Here is a 23,419-nt window from a genome sequence, read left to right on the forward strand (position 1 = left end):
TAGTAGCGGTGCGATTGTCAGCATTAAAAGTCAAGCAAACGGCGATGATTACTAAGGTAAATCGCTTGGTTGATGACTCTGAACAGCCAGATTTAGTGGCGATTCGTTTAGAAAGTTTAGGCTTTGTTCCTGGTACACAAGTACAAGTCATTACCAAAGGCGTTTTTGGTGGCGATCCGATCCTAATCCAAATTGGTTTTACGCGTTTTGCATTGCGTAAAACTGAGGCTGAAAAAATTGAAATTCAAGTTGAAGGAGCACCTACATGAGTGATGCGTTACGTGTTGCCCTTGTGGGAAATCCAAACTGCGGTAAAACCTCTCTATTTAACCATCTCACTGGAACACGCCAAAAAGTTGCCAACTATGCAGGCGTAACCGTTGAGCGTAAAGTCGGTCATTTCCAGCTTCCTTCAGGCAAAGGCGTACGTGTTCTTGATTTACCCGGTACTTATAGTCTACTTGCGACGAGTCCTGATGAAGAGATCACGCGTGATGTCTGCCAAGGTAAAATTGCTGAGGAAGGGCAACAAGACGCCTTTTTGTGTGTGGTTGATGCGACAAACTTAAAGTTGCACTTGGGTTTAGTGCTTGAAATGATTGAATTGGGTCGACCAATTCTTGTGGTGTTGAACATGATGGATGAAGCGCGTCGTCGTGGCATCCAGATCAATACGCAAAAACTGTCTGAGCGCCTTGGTGTCCCTGTTGTGGAAACAGTGGCTGTGCGTAATACAGGGATCGAAAACTTACTGCATGCCTTGGATCAAGAAAAATATACCGCTCCGCAAACTGAACTCAGTGGTTTAACGGGTGAACACCATCAGAAAATCGAAACGATTTTTAAAGATGTGGTGAACTTCGTTGATCAGGAAGATAAGCGTACAGATTTCCTAGATCGCATTTTCTTGCATCCTGTGCTGGGTTTGCTCAGCTTAGCGGTGATGATGTTTATCGTGTTCCAAGCGGTATTTGCTTGGGCTGCACCCTTCATGGATGGTATTGAAGGCTTCTTTGGTTGGTTAGGTGAAACTTTAGGTGAACACATTACCCAACCATTGCTTCAAAGTCTTGTGGTTGACGGTATTATTGCGGGCGCAGGCGGTGTGGTGGTGTTCCTGCCACAGATTTTGATCTTATTCTTCTTTATCTTAGTGTTGGAAGAATCTGGTTATTTACCACGCGCAGCTTTCTTACTCGATAAATTGATGTTTAAAGCAGGCTTAAGTGGGCGAGCATTTATTCCTTTGCTTTCAAGCTTTGCTTGTGCAGTGCCGGGAATTATGGCAACACGTAGTATTAGTGATCCGCGTGATCGTTTTACCACGATTATGGTTGCACCACTCATGACCTGTTCGGCACGCTTACCTGTTTATGCTTTATTAATTGCCGCATTTATCCCAAGTCAAACCGTGTGGGGAATCTTTAACCTGCAAGGTTTGGTGTTGTTCGGTTTGTATATGGCAGGCATCGTGAGCGCATTGTGTGTTTCATTTGTGATGAAATTTTTGCAGAAAGATAAATCACAGCATGCATTACTGCTTGAGCTGCCAAGTTATCGTATTCCAGATTTAAAGAGTGTGGGTATTGGTTTACTTGATCGCGGTAAGATCTTCTTGAAGCGTGTCGGTGGAATTATCTTTGCACTTTCAATCTTGCTTTGGTTCCTATGTACCTTTCCTCAAGCACCTGATGGTGCGACACAGCCAGCGATTGATTATAGTTTTGCAGGGATGTTAGGGCATGTGATGCAACCAATTTTTGCTCCGCTCGGTTTCAATTGGCAGATCTGTATTGCCTTGATTCCTGCAATGGCGGCGCGTGAAGTTGTGGTTGCTGCATTAGGAACGGTTTATGCCTTATCTGGTGCTGATGATGATGCCGTTGCTCAAGGCTTAGCACATTTAATCAGTGCTGATGGCTCAGGTTGGTCTTTAGCTACGGGCTTATCGTTGCTGGTTTGGTTTGTTTATGCGCCACATTGCTTAGCAACACTGGCAACTGTTCGTCGTGAAACAGGTTCTTGGAAGCATGTCGCGGTGATGACTGCTTATTTGTTCGGTTTAGCTTATTTAATGTCTTTCTTTACCTATCAAATCGCATCACGCATTTGGGGGTAATGAAATCCCATTACACCTCCCTTTAAAAGAGGGAGGGAATCATTGGAGAGACGCTTATGTTTGAATACTTAATTGTTGCTGTATTGGTGCTGTGGAGTGCTATCGTTGTCTTTAAAAAAGTGTTCCCTCAGACTGCGAACTCTGCATTTTTAGGACTATCGAATATCTGCCAGCAACTCGGCTGGAATAGTTTGGCAAAATGGCTTAAACCTAAAGTGGCAGTAGGCTGTAGTGGTGGTTGTGGATGTGCTGTCGATGAAAAAAATGACAGCAAAACAACTGAAGCTGTGCAAACAGTGAAATGGCGATAACAACCAAAATGATAAATACCCATATTTGATATGGGTATTTTTTTATGCTGAAAAAATAAAATAGATCTAAATAAAAGAAGTTTTAAAAAGAAGATAGTTTTTAATTTAATTAAGCTAAAACTTCATTTATGAAGCTTCATAAACCATGAAGAAATCGAAGTGGCTAAGGATCGCTTCTGTTTTACTCACTGACACAAAAAAGACGGAATAAAACTAAAACTGAAAAAGCATTTAAAACAGTAAAGTGCTAACATTTTTGCCATTCTGTGATCTGCAATCAAATGGGGCAAAAATGTTAATACAACGTGGTGGATTAAAAGTTGTGGCTGGCTTGGGAATCTCTGGCGTATCAGCTGTAAACTTTCTACATGGACAGGGCTACCAAGTTGCAGTAACAGACTCTCGAGAGACTCCACCGGGTCATGATCAAATTCCTGCTGGCGTTCGAACGAGCTTTGGGAAATTAGATATAGAGCTTTTGCTACAAGCGGAAGAAATTATTTTAAGTCCAGGGCTTGCACCACAGCTCCCAGAAATTCAACAGGCAATTGAGGCGGGTATTCCTGTTGTAGGTGACATCCAACTTTTACGCCGTGCAACAGATGCGCCAATTATTGCGATTACAGGTTCCAATGCAAAAAGTACTGTAACGACTTTGGTTGGCTTAATGGCAGAAGATGCAGGTAAAAAAGTTGCTGTAGGTGGAAATCTTGGTCGCCCTGCGCTTGATCTTTTGCAAGATAAGCCTGAGCTGATTGTTTTGGAGCTTTCAAGTTTTCAGCTTGAAACGACTTCGCATTTAAATGCAGAAGTTGCAGTTGTGCTTAATATGAGTGAGGATCACTTGGATCGTCATGGTGACATGTTGGGTTATCACAAAGCTAAACATCGTATTTTCCAAGGTGTGAAAAAAGTGGTGTTTAACCGTGATGATAATCTCAGTCGTCCGTTGGTTCCTGATGTTACGCCAATGCAAAGTTTTGGTCTTAATGCACCTGATCTGAATCAATATGGTGTACTTCGTGATGCAGACGGTACAATGTGGTTGGCACGAGGCCGTGAACGTTTATTGAAAACTTCTGAAATGTATATTCAGGGCATGCATAATGTCGCGAATGCTTTAGCATGTTTGGCATTAGGCGAAGCAGTTGGTTTAGATACTCAATCGATGCTTAACACATTAAAAACCTTTAAAGGTTTGGAGCATCGCTGTGAGTTTGTGAAAACAGTCGATAACGTCCGATATTACAACGATTCTAAAGGTACCAATGTTGGTGCAACGCTCGCTGCGATTGATGGTTTGGGCGCTGCGATTGAAGTAAAAAAAGGTAAACTTGCATTGATTCTAGGTGGGCAGGGTAAGGGTCAAGACTTCCGTCCATTGCGTGATGCGATACAAAAATATGTCAAAAATGTCATTCTGATCGGTGAAGATGCCGCGATAATTGAGCAAGCCATCCAAGGCACAACAATCATTCAGCATGCTGATACGCTCAAAGCTGCTGTTGAGCTTGCTCAAACAGTCACACAAGCTGAGGATGTCGTTTTACTCTCGCCAGCTTGTGCTAGCTTTGACATGTTCAAAAGCTATAATGATCGTGGACATCAATTCGTGGCATTTGTAAATGCCTTGAATGAAAATAAAAACTAGGAACTGAAGTATGGCTGATTTAGCCCAAAATACAGTGCAGAAGATTTCAAGATTATTTAATCGGTTGCCTAAACTTCCTGCTGAAATGACACCACGCAATATTTTGATTTTTTGTGTGATTTCTTTACTTTGTTTTGGTTCTGTCATGGTGGCATCGGCATCTATGCCCTATGCGGAGTATATCCATGAGAATCCATTCTACTTCTTGATCCGTCATGGTATTTCGATTGTTGTCGCAGCCGTTGTCGCCTTTTTGACGTATCGTGTTTCTTTAAATATCTGGTTTAAAAATGCCTTCCCTTTATGGCTAGTTACCATGGTGCTGTTATTGGCGGTATTGGTTGTAGGCACAGAGGTCAATGGTTCGCATCGTTGGATTAAGGTTGGTGGCTTTACTTTACAGCCGACAGAAATCGCCAAAATCGTTATGGCTATTTTCACGGCGGATTATGTTGTTCGTCGTGCTAAAGAAGTTAGAACGCATTGGAAAGGCTTGCTGCGTTTGAGTGGTGTGATGGCGCTTACGGTTGGTTTTATCGTGGCAGAGCCAGATTTAGGGGCAACCGTTGTAATTGTTTTAATGATGGTGGGTGTGTTCTTCTTGGCTGGCGCACCTGCAACCCAGTTCTTAATTATGCTTGGTGCAATTCTCGCAGGGATTAGTGCACTGATTATCTTTGAGCCTTTCCGTTTCCAGCGTCTTATTTCATTTACCAACCCTTGGGCTGACCCATTAGGTGTTGGATATCAGTTATCCAATGCATTGATGGCATTTGGTCGTGGTGAATGGTTTGGTACGGGACTCGGGCACAGTGTGCAAAAGCTTTCTTATCTTCCTGAAGCACATACTGACTTTATGTTGGCTGTTTTAGGGGAGGAGTTTGGCTTCTTTGGTGTAACGACGGTAATGGTTTTGTCATTTACTATGTTGGCATGCTGTATTCGTATTGGACATCGTGCCTTGCAGCATAATTATCTGCGGGCAGGTTATTTGGCTTATGGAATCAGCATTATTTTCTTACTGCAAATTCTAGTGAATGCGGGCATGAATATGGGTTTAATGCCGACTAAGGGTTTAACGCTACCATTCATTAGTTATGGTGGTACATCTCTGATGATGTGTGCTGCGATGATTAGTCTGATTTTAAAAATTGATGCGTCAACGCAAGAGTTGAATCCAGTGAAAGAAGAATCAAACTTCTAATCGCATTAAATTCAAAAAGCCCTGAATTCAGGGCTTTTTTATTGCTTATTGATAGATGTCATTTAAATAAATGCCTTTGGGAATACGTTCTACATCCCATTGTTGAATAGCTTGTTGTAGCATTATTCGAGGTTGATCGAGCTCAACCATAGACTGACCTAAGGCAAGAATTGCTGCACTAAGTAATTCAGGTGCTTTATTGATGTCTAAGGCTTGAGCGAGATTCTGCTTTGATAATTTTTGGCCTTGACCATTCATTGCCAATGGGAGATGCATATAGCTTAACTTGGGATAGTCAAGTAATGACCCAAGCCAAATTTGTCGAACAGTATTGTCGAGTAAATCTGCGCCACGAACGACATGCGTGATCTTTTGTAGATAATCATCTACAACGACGGCAAGTTGATAACTGATAATGCCATCTCGTCGTTTTAAGACAAAATCACCGAGATCATATTTTAAATTTGAGCATTGTTGACCTTGTAAGCGATCATCAAAACAAATCTGTTGATCTGATACTTTTAGGCGAATGGCTTGTTGCTCAAAATCGAGATTCAAATCACGGCAAGTACCGACATAGATATGATTTGAGCCCAACATTTTCCGTGTGCATTGGCAAGCATAAATCAATTGTGCTTGCTTGAGTTGTTCAAGCACTTGCTCATAAATATCTAAACGGTCTTTTTGAAAAATAATTTCGGAATCTGGTTCGAATTGAAATGCATCAATACAAGATAGAATATGCATTTCACTATTTGGATAAATACGAGGGATGTCTGTATCTTCGATACGAACCAACCATTTACCATGGTTGGCTTTAGCATCACAATAACTCGCGACGGCTGTTAGCAGCGAGCCAAAATGCAAAGGGCCAGTTGGCGAGGGTGCAAATCGTCCGATATAAGACATAAAGATTGAATGGTCGTGTTTTTTAATCCTCCCCCAGACCCCTCCTTTATAAAGGAGGGGAGTACTCAAACATTATAAATTTTCAGTACTCCTCCCTTTTTAAAGGGAGGCTGGGTGGGATTATTAACCGTTATTTTGCTTTTCTTTGATTTCAGCCAAAGTTTTGCAATCGATACATTGAGTTGCTGTTGGTCGAGCTTCTAAGCGACGCAAACCAATTTCGATACCACAGGTTTCGCAGAAACCATAATCACCGCTTTGAATTGTTTCAAGAGATTGTTCGATTTTACGAATAAGTTTGCGCTCACGATCACGTGTACGTAGCTCAATCGCGAACTCTTCTTCTTGAGTTGCTCGGTCATTGACATCAGGTAGTGCACTTGATTCATCTTGCATTGTATTCAATGTGCGATCAACTTCAGACATTAACTCAGCTTTCCATGCATTTAGGATTTGGCGGAAATGCTCAAGTTGTCCATCAGACATGTATTCTTCATTTTTTTTCGGCTGATAAGGTTCGATTCCAAACAAGCTAGCAGTTGTACCGCCTTCAGAAGCTTTTGGTTTGGTTTTGCGTACACGTTTTACAGTCGATTTTTGATCGTCGATCACTGCTGTCTGTTCGTCCAAGACTTGATTTTGGTTGTCATTCGCCATATAGGGCATTCCTCATCATACACGTACTATCTATACGCAAAAAATATGGTGATATGCAAGTGTTTTTATAGAAACCGAAGATGGTTTTTCCCATCAAGGGTCGACATCATATAGAGTTTTTGAGCAAGATGGTAGTCATTCCTGTCTAGATTTCGTGAGAAATCTAGGATGTGATTTGTAATCAAAAGTTTAGTCATAGCCTAAAACTTCAGAACTACTCATCCGCTGCGAATTTGATAGTCTATAGACTTGAGTTTCTATTTCACCATTGGATTTAAGTCGGATATAGCGATAACCAGGGTGTTCTTCGTCTAAAGCAAATTTGTCACTTTTTGGCTTAAACTGGATGCATGTCGAAGGTGTAGATAAGAATTCTACGCCTTGCCAAGTATTGATCGAATCCTGATGCACATGCCCACATACAATTGCTTTAACATTATTAAATGGCTCGATCGTCTCTAATAAATCAGAAGAATTTTTGAGTTTATGTTGATCAATCCAAGCAGACTGCATTGCAAACGGATGATGGTGACATGCAATAATCACATAACAATCTTTTAACTCAGTTAGTAATTGAGTGAGTTGCTGTAATTGAATGTCTGCAATTTTCCCATCGATACGTTCTGGTTGCGCGCTGTTTAATAAAATGATGCGCCAGTTACCTACTTCAACAACGGTCGGTTTGGTCGGTTCTGTTTCATGAAATGGAAAATAGGCTACATCGTCATGATTTCCCGGCGTATGAAAAAATGGAATTCCCAAGGTATTCATATGTTCGAGATAACGATGGTACGTCACAGGTGTTGGATTTTGTGCTAAATCACCAGTATGGACGATTAGATCAATTTCAGAGTGCTGTTGGCGCATCAAGTCGATTACTGCACGGAAACTTTGCTCAGGTTGCATCCCGACAAATTCCAAATGCGGATACTCTAATAAGTGTGTATCGGTAATCTGTACCATCACAAAATCTTTTTGTGATAATGTTGAGACTTGAAAAGTCACAGTCTTACCCCCTTCAGATTTTTATCGTTGTTGTAAATGTTGAGCAAGCCACTGTAATGCCATGATCACAGGTGCATTTCTCAAACGCCCGTTTTTTAATAAGAGTGTTAACTCAGAATAATCAAATAAATGAAGTTGAATATTTTCGCCTTCATCTGGCATACCAAAGATTCCACCTGTTAAAGGTAGATCTACTTCTGCCACATAGAGATGAAAGAATTCTGAACATGCACCAGCAGAAGGGTAGAAGCTGAATAAATGTTGTAATTCTTTTATTTCACAACCTGATTCTTCTAAACTTTCACGGCGAATACATGTTTCAGGAGATTCATCTCCATCAAGTACACCAGCAATCACTTCAAGTTGCCATGCTGATTCAACGTCATTTAACGCGCCAATACGAAATTGTTCGATCAATGCAAAGCGCTGTTGTTGATCATCATATAATAAAACGCCAGCGGCTTCTGGACGATGTACGAGTTCACGTTGAATCAAAGGTGAATAATCCGAGCGATTAAATAATCGATGTCGAATATTCACTTTCTCAACTTGAATGAATCCTCGAAATAAAAACTCTCGAGATTCTATCGTAACGTCGGATGCTGAATAGCTGGCGTGGTCAAGAATGGTCATCTTCAATCAGGATGAGATTGTACATATCTCATCCTAACCGAGAATGATTCGCGGGAAAATCTTTTTTTAGTCGATTTACACTTTATGGTACAGTTTTTGACCATGTTCCTGATAAGCGGTTTTCATGGCATTGAGACCTGCTTCAACATCTGTTTCTGCATCATTTGACTGCTTGGCATTGTGTTGATTTTGAGCATAATCTCGCACATTTTGTGTGATTTTCATCGAGCAGAATTTAGGTCCGCACATTGAACAGAAATGCGCTGATTTATGTGCTTCTTTCGGAAGTGTTTCATCATGCATACTGCGTGCTGTATCAGGGTCTAAGCTCAGATTGAATTGGTCATCCCAGCGGAATTCAAAACGTGCTTTAGATAAAGCATTGTCACGAACTTGAGCACCCGGATGACCTTTGGCTAAGTCGGCTGCATGAGCTGCAATTTTATAAGTAATGATGCCATCTTTAACATCTTTCTTATTTGGCAAACCTAAATGCTCTTTCGGCGTGACATAGCAAAGCATCGCTGTGCCATACCAACCAATCATCGCAGCACCGATCGCAGAGGTAATATGGTCATAACCCGGAGCGATATCCGTAGTGAGTGGTCCAAGCGTATAGAACGGCGCTTCTTTACAGACTTCAAGTTGTAGATCCATATTTTCTTTGATCATGTGCATTGGCACATGTCCCGGACCTTCGATCATCACTTGGACATCATGTTCCCAAGCACGATGTGTCAATTCACCCAGCGTTTTAAGTTCACTAAATTGTGCTTCATCATTGGCATCTTGCACACAACCTGGGCGTAACCCATCTCCTAAGCTAAATGACACATCATAAGCTTTCATGATTTCACAAATTTCGTCGAAATGCGTGTAGAGGAAGTTTTCTTCATGATGCGCTAAGCACCATTGTGCCATGATTGAACCACCGCGAGACACGATGCCAGTGAGGCGATTCGCGGTCATTGGTACATAACGAAGCAACACACCCGCATGGATCGTAAAATAGTCTACGCCTTGCTCGGCTTGCTCAATCAACGTGTCTTTAAAGATTTCCCATGTGAGATCTTCAGCAACGCCATCGACTTTTTCTAAAGCTTGATAAATCGGAACCGTCCCAATTGGAACTGGAGAGTTGCGGATAATCCATTCACGTGTTTCGTGAATATTCTTGCCAGTCGATAAGTCCATAATGGTGTCAGCACCCCAACGGGTTGCCCATGTCATTTTAGAAACCTCTTCATCAATCGAAGAGCCAAGTGCTGAGTTACCAATATTGGCATTAATTTTAACCAAGAAATTGCGACCAATAATCATTGGTTCACATTCTGGATGGTTAATATTGGCAGGAATAATGGCACGACCCGCAGCAATTTCTTGACGGACAAATTCAGGCGTAATCTCTTTTAGATTCTGTGCACCAAAGTTTTGACCTTCATGTTGACGCATATCAACACCTTCAGATTGGCGCTGATTTTCACGAATCGCAATATATTCCATTTCAGGCGTGATGATACCTTGTTTGGCATAGTGCATTTGTGTGACATTCTTGCCAGCTTTGGCGCGGCGAGGGTTTTGAATATGTGCAAAGCGAATGTCTGCGGTACGAATATCTTTTAAACGTGCTTGGCCAAACTCAGAGCTTAAGCCTGTCAGTACATCGGTATCTTGACGTTCTTCGATCCACCTTTGGCGTACAGAAGGTAAGCCTTTATTGAGATCGATTTCGATGCTTGGGTCAGTATAGACACCAGACGTGTCATAGACCATCACCGGTGGATTATGTTCACCGCCTAAACCTGTGGGTGTTTCAGTCAAACTAATTTCACGAAACGGAACTTGGATGTCAGGGCGAGAACCTTCAACATACACTTTGCGCGAAGCAGGTAATATACGGGTTAAATCTTTAGCGTCTTGCTCATGTTGAGCAGAAATATCAGCAGGGGAAAGATTCGTTAATTGGTTCATGGCATGATCCTTATGTATGGCATTAACGAATCAAGCACGACCAAAAACAATGGCGGATTTATCTCTATGATAAATAAAGGCTAAGTTTTTTGTTGGGCTTGATTCCTACGCAGGTGTTAACCTGATCAGGTTCAACGGTACTCATCTTTAAATCCAGAGGTGTGACCTCAGTATTAAGACAATCTCAGCAGTTTGTTAACTGCGCTCCGTCAAGCAATGTCCAAAGCTTAGCAGATTTAAAAAAAAATGCTTGTTTAATTCTCGTCAAATTTGAATGCAAATCGCATCAACGTGACAGTCTTTTTGGCGCTCCTTTTCCCAAGGCGAGGAAAGCTGCAATAACGATTTTAATTGCTCATATGGATTCGGTGTTTCATGGCTCTCACTTGTTGCTGAAGCCTCATGAATGTCTGAGTCACTGACAATTTGAAACTTCTCAGATCGCTGCTCTATTGGTGTCGCGATAAAATCCAAGAATTTTTGTGCAGTAGAAGCAAGGTCAGTGTCTGTGCGTTTTGCTAGGGCTTTAATTGTGGCTAAGGCATCTGGATCAATCCATGTATTTGGAGCAAACTCATCCGAAACAGGGCTATTGTCTACTCCTAGAAAGATCAGGTAACGATACTCGTCCAGTAGACTTTGAGCATCTGTTTTGAATTTAGCGTTTGGATATTGTTTTAAGTAGTTTTCCCAAAACAATGCTCGATTCACTAACTCATTCCAAGAAATAGTTAATGCAGCATCGTTGTAGAGAATATCTTGGTTATCCTTTGCCATTTGTTTGACAAAGCGCTGTTGGTCTTTAGGCAAAGCGGGAGCGAAAATATCAAGGATATATTGAGGCTGTCTTTGATATTCAAAAACACCTTCACCAATATATTGAAACTCAATATAGGCTTGACCTTGATGTTTGAGTAGATATTGATCTCTCTTTGCTAATTTTTTAAATAGCTCCTGACTGCCCACTTGGATTGTTGATGTGCGACGGTCTGAATGATTATTTTCGTTATCTAAAATGCTATATGAGTACTCTGAAAGCGCATCTAAACTTTTCTCATCTGTATCTGCATCCAAGAAACGTTTGTACATTTTTGTTGAATCATCTAACCATTTTAATTGTCGTGTATTGTCAGCTTGAGTCATACATTTCTTTAATTGAGTATTGACCTGAGTGAGTGATTCAACGGTGCTGCTACGGCCAATCTTTTCAAGATTTTGGCTCAAAGTTTTACATTCATGATTTGCTGACTTGGTTTTAACTGAAGGTTGCTTTTGTTGCTGCTCGTTTTCAATAGCATTTTGGGGTGTTTTCTGACATCCTGTGATGAAGACGGTGCATAACAAACATATGTTGAAAATACGCATCATAAAGTTCTTTATCTATTTCTATATTGTTGTGTTGACGTGATTATAATGACAAGTTTATAAACATGAAATCTAGCGATTGATTGTCATAAAACTTTCATCATTATTATGTTTTAATCACCAATCATTTTTCCATGTGTCTAGTGGAGGCATACTGTGAGTCCAAGTAATCCTGTGTTAAGTCACCATATTTCTTCACAATTTAATGAAGACTTACAAGCTGTGCACACTAAATTTATGACAATGGGGGGATTGGTTGAACAGCAGGTTGCCAATGCAATTCATTCTTTGCTCGATACAGATGCAAATTTAGCAATCGACGTACAATTTAAAGATAATACGGTCAATCAATATGAACGTGATATTGATGAAGGTTTAACTCTGATTTTGGCACGTCGTCATCCAGCAGCAATCGATTTGCGTATGGTGATTGCGATGAGCAAAGCCAATACTGATTTAGAGCGTATTGGCGATGAAGCTGCAAAAATTGCACGTATTGCACAAAACCTTTGTGAGGAAGGTGAGTCTCCTCGTGGTTATATGGAAACGCGTCATATTGGTAACCAAGTCCGTGTCATGATCCATGATGCACTAGATGCTTTTGCTCGTTTAGATGTGGATCAAGCGCTCAAAGTTGTTATGGCAGATGCTGATATTGACCGTGAATATCAATCTGCAACACGTACCTTGATGACCTATATGATTGAAGATCCTCGCCATATTTCGCGTGTGATGAATGTGATGTGGGTGTTGCGTGCGCTTGAGCGTGTTGGTGATCATGCTCGTAATATTTCTGAACAAGTCATTTATATGGCGAAAGGGATGGATGTTCGTCATACCAGCATTGAAGAAATTGAACAGAAAGTAAATCAAAAATAATTTGAAAAAGAAAATAACATCGAGCCGTAGATTATTCTGCGGTTTTTTTTATTGGTCAATTTAAAATAAAAAAATCCCAGACTTCGGGGGAAAAGTCTGGGAGAGAAATATCATGTATTACGTGAGATATCGGTGTATCTCTTTGTCTTTCTGAATACAAATATAGATCGAGTTGATTTAGGTGTCATGTAGACAAGTGTGTATACTCTGTAATGCTTTATTACTAGTGTAAATATCACGTAAAAAGAGAGCTGAAAAACAGCTCTCTTTTTACCAGTAAAATTAGACTAAGTGCTTATTTTTGCTCAGTCCAACCTTCTGCTTTCTCAACGCTTTCATCATTGTTGAAGAATTTCTCACGTTGCTCTTCAAGGAATTTTTTTGCATCAGGTTCAAACACATTTAAGCGTTTTTCATTGATGAGCGTGGTTTGGTGTTTTAGCCATTCCTGCCAAGCCTGTTTCGATACAGTCTCAAAAAGCTCTTGACCCTTTGCTCCTGGAAAAGGTGCAAAGTCTAAGCCCTCTAATTCTTTTTGATACTTACGGCAAAATACTTGTCTAGTCATCATAAATCCTTAAGCGTATAGCTGTTCTAGGCGAGTGTGTGCACGAGCGATTGCAGCTTCAACTTGTTTAGGTGCAGTGCCACCAATATGATCACGCGCATTCACAGAAGCTTCTAAGGTGAGTGCTTTATCGAACACATCCGCAGTAATGAGATCAGAGAATTGTTGAAGCTGTACAAGTGTTAATTCAGATAAATCTTTCTCTTCGGCAACACCGAGCGCAACTGCCTTACCTACGATTTCATGTGCATCACGGAAAGCAACACCTTTCTTCACAAGATAGTCAGCAAGGTCTGTTGCTGTTGAGAAACCACGTAATGCAGCTTCACGCATAATTTCAATATTTGGTACTAATGCTGGCACCATGTCAGCAAACGCCATCAATGAACCACGGACAGTATCAATCGCATCGAATAGTGGCTCTTTGTCTTCTTGGTTATCTTTGTTATACGCCAAAGGCTGACCTTTCATGAGTGTCAGTAAGCTAATTAAATCACCAAAAACACGACCAGATTTACCACGTACTAACTCAGGAACATCTGGATTTTTCTTCTGTGGCATGATTGATGAGCCAGTACAGAAACGATCAGGAATGTTGATGAATTTGAACTGTGCTGAAGTCCATAAAATGAGCTCTTCAGACATACGTGATAAATGCATCATGATTAACGACGCTGCTGCATTAAATTCAATTGCAAAGTCGCGGTCAGAAACTGCATCTAATGAGTTTTCTGAAACAGCTTCAAAGCCTAAAAGTTCTGCGGTATAGGCACGATCAATCGGGTAGGTTGTACCTGCCAAAGCTGCTGAGCCGAGAGGCATACGATTGACACGTTTGCGACAGTCTTGTAAGCGCTCAGTATCACGTACCAACATTTCAAACCAAGCTAATAAGTGATGACCAAAAGTTACAGGCTGAGCTGTTTGTAAATGCGTAAAACCAGGCATGATGGTATTGGTGTTTTGGCTTGCTAAGCTGAGAAGGCCTTTTTGTAAACGTAGAAGCAGACCTAAAATGTCATCAATTTCATCACGTAGATATAAGCGAATATCTGTTGCAACTTGGTCATTGCGACTGCGACCTGTATGAAGTTTCTTACCTGTAATACCAATGCGTTGAGTCAAACGAGACTCAATGTTCATGTGCACGTCTTCTAGATCAATGCGCCATTCAAAGTTACCCGCTTCAATTTCTGCTTTAATCGTCGTTAAACCTTGAATGATGTCATCACGTTCAGCTTCAGTAAGTACACCGACTTTAGCGAGCATTGTTGCATGTGCAATTGAACCAGCAATATCTTGTTTATAAAAACGTTGGTCAAATTGCACAGATGCTGTAAATTCTGCAACAAAAGCATCTGTTGCTTCAGAGAAGCGACCGCCCCACATACCAGAGGTTTGATTAGGGCTTGCTGAAGATGAGGATTGAGAAGATGTGGTCATGGCGGCTCAGTAAAATAAAAAAGAGTATAGCAAATCCAAACGCAGTTGCCGAAACTCGACGTAAGAAGTTATCGCAATCTCGTCAGATGAATTTATCAGGGTCTTATTTTTTTACGAAAATTGGCCAATGGCAACACTTATTAGAATTAATTGTGGCAAGTAACGTTTTAGCGATGGTTTTAGCGCTTGCAGAAGCACGCTCGTGGGAAGCATTAGAATGGCTTCGATTTTTACAATTCATGTTTTTTATTAATTGGGTGATTTTATCTTTTTCTGCACTTGTGGATTATTTCCAAGAATTTTTTGCCAAATTTAGCCAGAAAGTTGCATTAACACTTGGTTTTCTGTTACTTCAGATGATTGTGTTATTTACCACTTGTGCGGTGAATATTATTCAATTTTGGGCGACACGTTCGAGTCAGTTCTCTGAAGAAATTCTGTTTCATGGTGCGAGCTTGCATTTGGGCTATGGAGTCTTGCTAGGTGCATTCTGTTTGCGCTATTTATATATGCGTGAACAATGGCTTAACCAGCAGTACAGTGAGCTGAATGCGCGTATTCAGGCCATGCAGGCTAGAATCCATCCACATTTTTTATTTAATAGTTTAAATAGTGTGGTGAGTTTGATCGCGATTGATCCTGATAAAGCCGAAAATATGCTAATCAATTTATCGCGGTTATTTAGAGCGAGTTTTCAAGAGCTGAAATTGGTGAGTTTGAATGAGGAAATTGATCTCTGTCAGCAGTATTTAAGTATAGAAAAAATGCGTTTGGGTGAGCGTTTAAATGTAGAATGGAACATACAAGCGACACCAATTGAATTAAAACGTGTGACGATTCCATTATTAACGTTGCAACCTTTGCTAGAGAATAGTATTTTTCATGGGGTGGAATCGGTTTTGCAGCCATCTACAATCAGCGTATTGGTTGAAATATTGCAAAATCAAGTCAGTATAGTCATTACTAACCCTTATTCTCACGATAAAATAAAATCGAGAAAAGGGAATGGTATTGCGATAGAAAATGTGGAACAACGCTTGAAAGCTTATTATGGGCGGTCGGTGAAGTTTCAGGTCTATGGGGGAGCGTCCTTATATACGACTGTGGTGAGTTACCACTATCGAGTAAAATAATAAGTCGAGTTAACCATAAAAAATATGGATGAAGTTAACGGTGACAAGGAGGAGAGGATGAAAGTTCTGATTGCTGATGATGAACCTCTCGCAGTAGAGCGTTTGTCACGTTTGGTGACCCAAATGGGGCATGAAGTGATTGCGACGGCGCATCATGGGCAGGATGTGTTAAATCATATTGAAAACGACTCGCCCGATGTCGTTTTATTAGATATTCAAATGCCAGGGATGAATGGTTTGGAATGTGCTGAACAACTCAGCCGTTTAAATCCGCGTCCAGCAATTATTTTTTGCACGGCATATGATCAACATGCATTGGAAGCATTTAAATTTCAAGCACAAGGATATTTGCTTAAACCTGTTGCACAACAAGACTTACAGCAGGTTTTTAATAATTTAACTCAATTAACACAAGCACAAATGACTGGTTTACAACAACAAGACAATATGTACGATACCAAAGCCCAACGCCATCAAATTGCTGCGAAAACTTATCGCGGGGTCGAACTCATTCCACTGGAAAATGTTTATTATTTTCTTGCTGATCAAAAATACGTTACGGTTCGCCATAAAAATGGCAGCGTATTAATTGATGAGACGTTAAAAGACTTAGAGCTTGAATTTTCGGATCGTTTTATTCGCATTCACCGTAATGCACTCGTTTCTTTAGATTATTTGGAAGGACTGGAGTTGGTTGCCGCGGGGCAATATCAAGTACGGTTGCGAGAACTTGATGAGCGCTTGTCGGTGAGTCGTCGCCATTTGCCGAGTCTACGAGAGTGTATGCATCAGTTGTAATCAGGCAGTTTTCTGTAGGATAGCGCACACTTTGTGATTTTTTGCTTGCAATTTTAGATGAGCAAGTTAAGTTTGGAACAATTGCTTTGATCAATACTTAACTTAGATTTATGAAAACCCTAAAAATTGCAACTCGACAAAGCCCACTTGCTCTTTGGCAGGCCGAGCATATTCGTTCTCGTTTAAATGCGCTTTATCCAGATTTAACGGTTGAATTGGTTAAGTTTGTGACGCAGGGTGACAAGATTCTTGATACGCCCTTGGCTAAAATTGGCGGCAAGGGCTTATTTGTAAAAGAGCTAGAGGCTGCTTTACTCGATGGGCGTGCTGACTTGGCTGTACATTCGATGAAAGATGTCCCGATGCACTTGCCTGAGGGTTTGAGTTTAGCGGTGATCTGCGAGCGTGAAGATCCTTTAGATGCTTTTGTATCAAACCAATATCCGCATTTTGATGAGTTACCGCAAGGTGCCAAAGTTGGGACTTCAAGTTTGCGCCGTAAATGTCAGATTTTACAGCAACGTCCTGATTTGGAAATTATTGATCTGCGTGGGAATGTTGGCACACGTTTATCGAAACTAGATGATGGTCTGTATGATGCGATTATTTTAGCAAGTGCAGGTTTAAAGCGTCTAGGATTAGAAGATCGTATTCGTCACTGTTTAACACCAGTAGTAAGTTTACCTGCGGTGGGACAAGGTGCATTGGGTCTAGAATGCCGTACAAATGATGATGAATTATTAAAGCTTATCCAACCTTTACAACACGAAGAAACCTCGATTTGTGTGCGTGCTGAACGCGCATTCAATGCCTATTTAGAAGGTGGATGCCAAGTTCCAATCGCGGGTTATGCGACTTTGCAAAATAATCAGTTGAAAATCGAAGGGCGTGTGGGCAGTGTTGATGGTAAAACGCTACTGAAAGAACAGTTAGATGGCACAGCGGAAAATGCTGAACAATTGGGTGTGCAGCTCGCACAACGATTATTAGAGCAAGGCGCCGGTGAACTGCTCAAAGCGCTTTATTAATGTTATTTATCAATACTCGCCCACAAGATAGAGCCTCTACATTAACAGAGGCTCTTGTTGATGCGGGGTATCAGGTTGAAACATTACCATTGCTTGAACTGACAGCTGTGCCATTTTCTATCGAGTTGCAGCAGCTCTATCAGCAGCTTGAACAAACTCAAGTGATTGTTGTGGTGAGTCCTACAGCCGTTGAGGTTGGAATGCGATATCTGCAACAAGCAAACATTGATTTGGTGCAGTTAACACATATTCAGTGGATTGCTGTGGGGCAAGCAACCGCACAGGCATTGGCAAAATTTAAAATAGAAAGCCTCGTTCCTGAGGTAGAAAGTTCTGAAGGCATGCTGGATTTACCAATTTTAAAGCAACAAGATCACCTTAAACAGATTGCTTTTTGGCGTGGTTTAGGTGGACGACAATTCATGATGCAGCAATTACAGCAACAAGGAATTTCAGTTCTCAATTTTGTGCTTTATCGCCGTCAGTGTCCTGAATTAAGTGTCATAAAAACTCCTACAATTTTAAAAAATATTGAATCTCATCAGCAGGTTGCGGTGTTGATTAGTAGTGAAGCCAGTTGGAACAATTGGCAGCAATTAACCTCGCAAAATCAAGTAGAAGCAGAGTGGATCTATTTGACGCTTGGTGAGCGACTGACACAGTTATTAACACATTCACAAGCATTGTTAAATCAAGCAAGTAACATTATTCAGCTTGAAAAGTTATCTGCATCAGAGATTATTCACCGTATGCGTTGCTGGCAAGGAAAGGTATGAGAAAAATTGTTTATTTGATTCTATTGCTAAGTTTATTGTGGTTAGCAAAACTTAGTTATAATGTCGCGCAATATTCTCAAACAACACCTGAATTACAACAGCAACTTGCCCAAACTGAGCAACGTTATTCCTTACTCAATGATCAATTTGTAGCTTTACAGCGCCAAGTGCAGAGTGGACGCGCTGCAGAACCTGTTGAAAATAGTATTCCACCTCCGATGATGATGGTGGGTGTTGCACCTGTTATTTTAATTAAGCAACATTTAGAGTTGGTTCAGTTTGCTATTGATCAACAACAGTTTATTTATGCGTTAGAGCACCTCAACCAACTACAACAACAAATCGTTCAATACAATGTGGCTCCTGCTTTACAACAAAGTTTAATGAAAGCGATAGAGCAAGATCGTCTTGCCATTCAGCAGTATGTTTTAGCTCAAACTCAGCAACAGCAGCAGCTAGATAACTTATTGCAGCAACTGGATCAGCGTTTACAAGCCGAGATTGATAATCCAACCGTACAAAAGGTAAAAAGTGAAAATCGGGCTTGGTGGAAATGGTTTAGTTTTGAAAAAGTGCAACGTGCCGCACCAGATTTAATTAACCGTTCAATTATCTTAAAAGAAGCTCAGCTACGTTTATTGCTAGCATCTCAAGCTTTACATCACAATCAGATGTCTGAATATCGAAAATCAATTTTAGAGGTGATGCAGATATTGGCAAATCTGCCTGATCGAGATAGCCAGCAAATGAAAATGAAATTGGAAAAAATTTCAAATTTACCTACTGTACCTGCACCAAAACTTACAACACTTGGTTTGCTTGGATAATTAACGATGAAACATTTATTGCTGATCTATTTATTTGCAACATTGTTGATATTTGCAGCTTTTGCGGTACTGAGTTTTGGTTACGGAAATGGTTATGTTTATATCTATTGGCGAGATTGGCAATTTCAAAGTAGTGCTTTGGGGCTGATTGCGCTCTTTATCGTGATTAGTTTGTTGGTGCAATTGGGATGGTTGTTTGGTAAACGTTACTTTGTAAGAGAGCAGCGCAAAAAAGAGACTGTTTTAAATTTCAAAGAACTTCACCCTTATGAGCAATTGGGTATTGTTTGGCTATTAGATGCGGCTAAAGATCAACAAGTCTTTATTGAGCGCGTTTTTGCTCAGTCAGGCTTGCTGAGTAATATTATTGATGCACAGTTCGATTATAGAAATGGCGATTTTGATACTGCCTTACAAAGTTTAGATAAATCAGCACCGATGGCATTTGAATTGGCTGAATTGTTACGAATAGATATTTTTTTAGAACGGCTAGAAACTGAAAAAGCGCTGACACATCTCGAATTTTTATCTCAGCACCAACTTTCGCCTTGGTTGACCGAGATTGAAAATGCATATCAACAGCGGATGACTGCATTATGGGGGAAATTAGCCTTACAAAAACCTTGGATATTTTTGCAGACAACACAGCATGGTTTATTAGATGCAGAGCATCGTGACTTGTGGTTGCAGCAACTCTTAATTCAGTTTGAACAGGCTTCAGTGGATGACTTAGCACTGCTACAACAGCGTTATTTGGCATTGCAATCAGAGATTCAGCTTCGTCCATACAGCAGTAAAGTATTATGGCTAAAACTGTTGGCACGTATGCCAGAAATGGGGCTTCAGCATGCTGATCTGGCTTTACATTTATTGCAAGAGCATTTTGACCCAGAAGTCTTTTATCTTTGGTTCCAGCAGCAGTTATTAAAGCAAATTCCAGATTATCCCTATGTTGAGCAGCGTATTATTCAGCTTGAACAAAAATATACCAGTGTCCCGATGCTAACATTTGCGAAATGGCATGTTTATATGGCAACTGAGCGTAAATCTGAGGCAGAACAGCTATTGGCTTTATATCCAGATAATATTCTAATGAGTTATCTACGGATTAAATCAACTCTGGATGACAACCCTGATTTAATCAGACAGTTGAATTTAATCTTTGAAAATGATGTTAATTTTCTTAATTTTAAGATATGAGTGTAAATATGAAAGAGTTGTCTGTCTATCCTATCGTTCATGAACAAACCGTTGCTTGGGGTGATATGGATGCTTTTGGACATGTAAATAATGTACAGTATTATCGTTATATTGAGAGTGCCCGAATTGCTTATTTAATGGCTTTAAATATATTCGATCAAGATATATTGACGGTTGTTGCATCTAGTCAGTGTAAATACTTAAGTCCTGTATTTTATCCAGATGTGCTGCATATTGGTGCGAGAATTGAGGAATTAAGGAATAGTGCTTTTCGTATGCATTATGTCTTATGGAGCAAAGCACAAAACCAAGTAGTTGCTACAGGAGAAGCTGTACTTGTCTGTGTGACGAAGCATGACTCAAAGAAAGTTAATATTCCTGATTCAATCCGAAATAAGATTATTCAACTCGAATCTAATGCTGGGCATAATCTAGTATCCCATTAATAATTATAAAGACTATTATGTCTATTTTGGTATTTTATTGCGAAGATTTATACAGTTGTTATTGATGGTCAATAGAAATTATAGTAACTGTATAAATCATCCAATAGGTAAAATATTTCATAAAAATTAAGATTCAATTAATATTTATAATAACCAAGTGTTAAATTTTTTTATTATAGTTCTTAAGTTTGATTAAATATTTTGACTTAAATTTAGGATTTTTCTTAGCTTTATTGTAAATATAAGCTGATTTATTGAGGTCTTGTGATTAAGTCGACTATTTTAATATTGATTATTTAATTGTATATAAATTAATATTGAATTGAATTTTTAATTCATTTTTTATTTTTGAGTGATATATCCCCTTTTTGAGTTGGAGTGGTTCTAATGAAACCAGATATTAGTGATTTGTCTGTTGAAGATCTAAAGCGTTTACAAGCAGAAGCAGAAGCTTTAATTGCGAGTAAAAAAGATCAGGCAATCGAAGATGCTTATAATCAAATTATCGCGATTGCTGAAAAAGTTGGCTTTAGCGTAGAAGAGTTATTGGAAGTTGGCGAGCAAAAGCGTAAAAAAACAACACGTAAAGCTGTAGAGCCACGTTATCGCAATAAAAATAATACTGAAGAAACTTGGACTGGTCGTGGTAAGCAACCACGCTGGTTAGTTGCAGAATTAGAAAAAGGTGCAAAACTTGAAGATTTCTTAATCTAATCAAGTTTGAAAGTCATCGTTTTGTCATACGATGATTTTATCCTTCATTAAAAGCCAGGCTTAAAAAGCTTGGTTTTTTTATATGAGAGAATTGGCGATGTTGAAAAAGTATGCATAATGTCATTTATAGAGCGAGTGTCTCAACACGGATGATATTTTGCATGTTGGTAAGGGTTGAATGAAAAAAAAGACCAAGCAATGGAGATGGTGGATTTTCGCCATTTTTGCATTTTTAATTTTTATTATTTTACAGATTCCAGCGACATGGTTAATTGCGAAATTTTCAAAAAATAATCAAATATTACATAATGTCAGCGGTAACATTTGGCAAGGGCAGGCAGATTGGCAACGTGGTCAATTGCGTGGTTCTGTTCATTGGAAAACACGCCCTTTAGATTTGCTGTTATTGCGCCTCGGTGCTCATCTTGATATTCATAGTGGCAATACTCAATTCAATGGGGTTTTTGGCTATGGTCTAGGCCAAAAAATCATGATTAAGGATTTACAAGGTGAAATTTCACCGGAAACCTTAAAATACTTCGCTAACTGGCAATGGCCAGAAAATGCGATTCAGTTAAAAGATGCGCAGTTGAATTATCAAAAAGAAAAAGGATTCAGTGCAACTGAAGGGCAGCTAAATTGGGGCGGTGGTGCATTGACTTATACATTCGGTCAGCGCCAAGATCGTATGAATATGCCTTCTTTAGTTGCTGAAATGAAAGATGAAAACGGACAATTACAAATAGATGTTCGTGATCAACGTAGCCAAAAAATGGCAAATCTCAGTTTAGATGCTGGCTTAATGTTGGACGTACAACTTACCCAGCGAATGCTTCTTAATATTCCATCCTATCAAGGTAAAGCGGGTTTAGACACTTATGTGGTCAGCTCACGCCAACCGTTATTGCAGGGTGGTTTCTAATGAAAGTCATCACTCAAAAAATGCAACAGATACGTTTGCAGAAATTAGATAAGTTAAGTGGTTTGGTTCTCGCATTATTAATTTTATGGTTATGTTGGAAACTCGCATCATTATTTTGGTGGGTGATCGCACCACCACAACCGATGCAGTTTGATCGAGTGCAATTAGGTTCGCAGCAAGCTCAAGTCCCAAATATTAGTTCTTTTGCTTTATTTAACGAACCTGCAACAACCTCAGCGGATGATAATGCCAATTTGGAGTTACAAGGTGTGTTACTTGGTTATCCAAGTTATTTGTCTTCGGCGGTAATTAAGTTAAATGATATTGCAGAGCGCTATCGTGTAGGCGAAACAGTTGGTTCGACGTCTTATCAGTTGGCTGAGGTCTACTGGGATCATGTAATCTTGAGACAAGGTAATGGCGCAACGCGTGAAGTGAAATTTAAAGGCTTGGATAAAGGATTGTATCAACCTATTGCGCCAGTATTAGGTGGTACGAATAATGCAGCACCGCCTTCTTCTGCACCTCAGCAAGCTACGCAAAATACACCGCAATCTGCTTTAGGTCAGGCCATCCAACAAATGCAGGAAAACCGTGAACAATACCTAAAAAATATGGGTGTGAGCGGTGGTGGTGCAGATGGCTATGAAATATCAGATCGTACACCAATCAGTTTAAAAAACACTTTGGGTTTACGTTCAGGTGATCGTATTCTATCGATCAACGGTCAAACATTAGGGCAAGGACTCAGTGACGTACAATTACTAGAGCAAGTGCGTCGTGAAGGACATGCCAAAATAGAAATAAAACGTGGTGATCAAGTGATGACCATACAACAAAGTTTTTAGTGATGGAACGTC

Annotated in this window: 24 protein-coding genes and 1 riboswitch; of the genes, 16 read left to right on the forward strand and 8 right to left on the reverse strand. The window is 40.1% G+C overall.

Going from position 1 to position 23,419, the window contains the following annotated elements; genetic code table 11:
* The first annotated feature begins 8 nt into the window (after positions 1–8).
* The 5 genes from F959_RS00320 to ftsW all read left to right on the forward strand — a co-directional run bounded on the left by F959_RS00320 (position 9) and on the right by ftsW (position 5,285).
* Positions 9–269, forward strand: a complete 261-nt coding sequence (locus F959_RS00320) for a FeoA family protein (protein WP_004876359.1) — start codon at positions 9–11, stop codon at positions 267–269.
* Positions 266–2,119, forward strand: coding sequence for a ferrous iron transporter B (gene feoB / locus F959_RS00325; RefSeq protein WP_004876360.1), 1,854 nt, complete (start codon positions 266–268; stop codon positions 2,117–2,119). The genes F959_RS00320 and feoB overlap by 4 nt, the downstream gene beginning before the upstream one ends.
* A 56-nt stretch (positions 2,120–2,175) precedes the next feature.
* Positions 2,176–2,430: a DUF6587 family protein gene (locus tag F959_RS00330; protein ID WP_004876361.1), complete on the forward strand. Its 255-nt coding sequence runs from the start codon at positions 2,176–2,178 to the stop codon at positions 2,428–2,430.
* 292 nt (positions 2,431–2,722) lie between these two features.
* Positions 2,723–4,081, forward strand: a complete 1,359-nt coding sequence (gene murD / locus F959_RS00335; RefSeq protein WP_004876362.1) for a UDP-N-acetylmuramoyl-L-alanine--D-glutamate ligase — start codon at positions 2,723–2,725, stop codon at positions 4,079–4,081.
* A gap of 10 nt (positions 4,082–4,091) precedes the next feature.
* On the forward strand, positions 4,092–5,285 hold the full coding sequence (ftsW, locus tag F959_RS00340) for a putative lipid II flippase FtsW (protein WP_004876364.1): 1,194 nt from the start codon (positions 4,092–4,094) through the stop codon (positions 5,283–5,285).
* 45 nt (positions 5,286–5,330) lie between these two features.
* Here the strand turns inward: ftsW and gluQRS are convergent, their stop codons facing one another.
* The 6 genes from gluQRS to F959_RS00370 all read right to left on the reverse strand — a co-directional run bounded on the left by gluQRS (position 5,331) and on the right by F959_RS00370 (position 11,684).
* Positions 5,331–6,194, reverse strand: coding sequence for a tRNA glutamyl-Q(34) synthetase GluQRS (gene gluQRS, locus F959_RS00345; protein ID WP_004876366.1), 864 nt, complete (start codon positions 6,192–6,194; stop codon positions 5,331–5,333).
* 123 nt (positions 6,195–6,317) lie between these two features.
* Positions 6,318–6,851 carry an RNA polymerase-binding protein DksA gene (gene dksA / locus F959_RS00350; RefSeq protein ID WP_004876369.1) on the reverse strand — a complete coding sequence of 178 codons (534 nt, stop codon included), beginning with the start codon at positions 6,849–6,851 and terminating at the stop codon, positions 6,318–6,320.
* Between the two features lie 189 nt (positions 6,852–7,040).
* A complete protein-coding gene (cpdA, locus tag F959_RS00355; protein ID WP_004876370.1) occupies positions 7,041–7,856 on the reverse strand; it encodes a 3',5'-cyclic-AMP phosphodiesterase in 816 nt (271 codons plus the stop codon).
* A 21-nt stretch (positions 7,857–7,877) separates the two neighbouring features.
* On the reverse strand, positions 7,878–8,489 hold the full coding sequence (locus F959_RS00360) for an NUDIX domain-containing protein (protein WP_004876374.1): 612 nt from the start codon (positions 8,487–8,489) through the stop codon (positions 7,878–7,880).
* 75 nt (positions 8,490–8,564) lie between these two features.
* Complete coding sequence (gene thiC, locus F959_RS00365) at positions 8,565–10,460, reverse strand: phosphomethylpyrimidine synthase ThiC (RefSeq protein ID WP_004876377.1); 1,896 nt, start codon at positions 10,458–10,460, stop codon at positions 8,565–8,567.
* A gap of 85 nt (positions 10,461–10,545) precedes the next feature.
* A riboswitch (TPP riboswitch) is annotated at positions 10,546–10,679 on the reverse strand.
* A gap of 45 nt (positions 10,680–10,724) precedes the next feature.
* Positions 10,725–11,684: a hypothetical protein gene (locus tag F959_RS00370; RefSeq protein WP_227499167.1), complete on the reverse strand. Its 960-nt coding sequence runs from the start codon at positions 11,682–11,684 to the stop codon at positions 10,725–10,727.
* A 297-nt stretch (positions 11,685–11,981) separates the two neighbouring features.
* Between F959_RS00370 and phoU the strand changes: the two genes are divergently transcribed.
* Entirely contained in the window at positions 11,982–12,704 is a 723-nt protein-coding gene (gene phoU, locus F959_RS00375; RefSeq protein WP_004876380.1) for a phosphate signaling complex protein PhoU, read from the forward strand.
* Between the two features lie 295 nt (positions 12,705–12,999).
* On the opposite strand, the gene F959_RS00380 is transcribed toward phoU, so the two are convergent.
* Both F959_RS00380 and argH read right to left on the reverse strand, forming a co-directional pair.
* Positions 13,000–13,272: an oxidative damage protection protein gene (locus tag F959_RS00380; protein ID WP_004876381.1), complete on the reverse strand. Its 273-nt coding sequence runs from the start codon at positions 13,270–13,272 to the stop codon at positions 13,000–13,002.
* 9 nt (positions 13,273–13,281) lie between these two features.
* Complete coding sequence (gene argH, locus F959_RS00385) at positions 13,282–14,715, reverse strand: argininosuccinate lyase (RefSeq protein ID WP_017196643.1); 1,434 nt, start codon at positions 14,713–14,715, stop codon at positions 13,282–13,284.
* Between argH and F959_RS00390 the strand changes: the two genes are divergently transcribed.
* From F959_RS00390 to F959_RS00435, 10 genes are all read left to right on the forward strand, one after another.
* Positions 14,706–15,848, forward strand: coding sequence for a sensor histidine kinase (locus F959_RS00390; protein ID WP_004876384.1), 1,143 nt, complete (start codon positions 14,706–14,708; stop codon positions 15,846–15,848). The genes argH and F959_RS00390 overlap by 10 nt on opposite strands.
* 57 nt (positions 15,849–15,905) lie before the next feature.
* A complete protein-coding gene (locus F959_RS00395) occupies positions 15,906–16,646 on the forward strand; it encodes a LytR/AlgR family response regulator transcription factor (RefSeq protein WP_004876386.1) in 741 nt (246 codons plus the stop codon).
* A 110-nt stretch (positions 16,647–16,756) separates the two neighbouring features.
* Positions 16,757–17,674 carry a hydroxymethylbilane synthase gene (hemC, locus tag F959_RS00400; RefSeq protein ID WP_004876388.1) on the forward strand — a complete coding sequence of 306 codons (918 nt, stop codon included), beginning with the start codon at positions 16,757–16,759 and terminating at the stop codon, positions 17,672–17,674.
* Positions 17,674–18,450, forward strand: a complete 777-nt coding sequence (locus F959_RS00405) for a uroporphyrinogen-III synthase (protein WP_004876390.1) — start codon at positions 17,674–17,676, stop codon at positions 18,448–18,450. Before hemC ends, F959_RS00405 begins: the two co-directional genes overlap by 1 nt.
* Positions 18,447–19,277: a hypothetical protein gene (locus F959_RS00410; RefSeq protein WP_004876391.1), complete on the forward strand. Its 831-nt coding sequence runs from the start codon at positions 18,447–18,449 to the stop codon at positions 19,275–19,277. The genes F959_RS00405 and F959_RS00410 overlap by 4 nt, the downstream gene beginning before the upstream one ends.
* A 6-nt stretch (positions 19,278–19,283) precedes the next feature.
* Positions 19,284–20,477, forward strand: a complete 1,194-nt coding sequence (locus F959_RS00415; protein ID WP_004876393.1) for a hypothetical protein — start codon at positions 19,284–19,286, stop codon at positions 20,475–20,477.
* Between the two features lie 8 nt (positions 20,478–20,485).
* Positions 20,486–20,923 carry an acyl-CoA thioesterase gene (locus F959_RS00420; protein WP_004876395.1) on the forward strand — a complete coding sequence of 146 codons (438 nt, stop codon included), beginning with the start codon at positions 20,486–20,488 and terminating at the stop codon, positions 20,921–20,923.
* Between the two features lie 387 nt (positions 20,924–21,310).
* Positions 21,311–21,637, forward strand: coding sequence for an H-NS histone family protein (locus F959_RS00425; RefSeq protein ID WP_004876396.1), 327 nt, complete (start codon positions 21,311–21,313; stop codon positions 21,635–21,637).
* Between the two features lie 178 nt (positions 21,638–21,815).
* Positions 21,816–22,559 (forward strand): type II secretion system protein N, encoded by a 744-nt coding sequence (gspN, locus tag F959_RS00430; RefSeq protein WP_004876398.1) that lies wholly within the window; start codon positions 21,816–21,818, stop codon positions 22,557–22,559.
* Positions 22,559–23,407, forward strand: coding sequence for a type II secretion system protein N (locus F959_RS00435; protein ID WP_004876400.1), 849 nt, complete (start codon positions 22,559–22,561; stop codon positions 23,405–23,407). Before gspN ends, F959_RS00435 begins: the two co-directional genes overlap by 1 nt.
* Positions 23,408–23,419 lie beyond the last annotated feature (12 nt).

It is taken from the genome of Acinetobacter venetianus RAG-1 = CIP 110063 (assembly GCF_000368585.1).
In the GTDB taxonomy this organism is placed as follows: domain Bacteria; phylum Pseudomonadota; class Gammaproteobacteria; order Pseudomonadales; family Moraxellaceae; genus Acinetobacter; species Acinetobacter venetianus.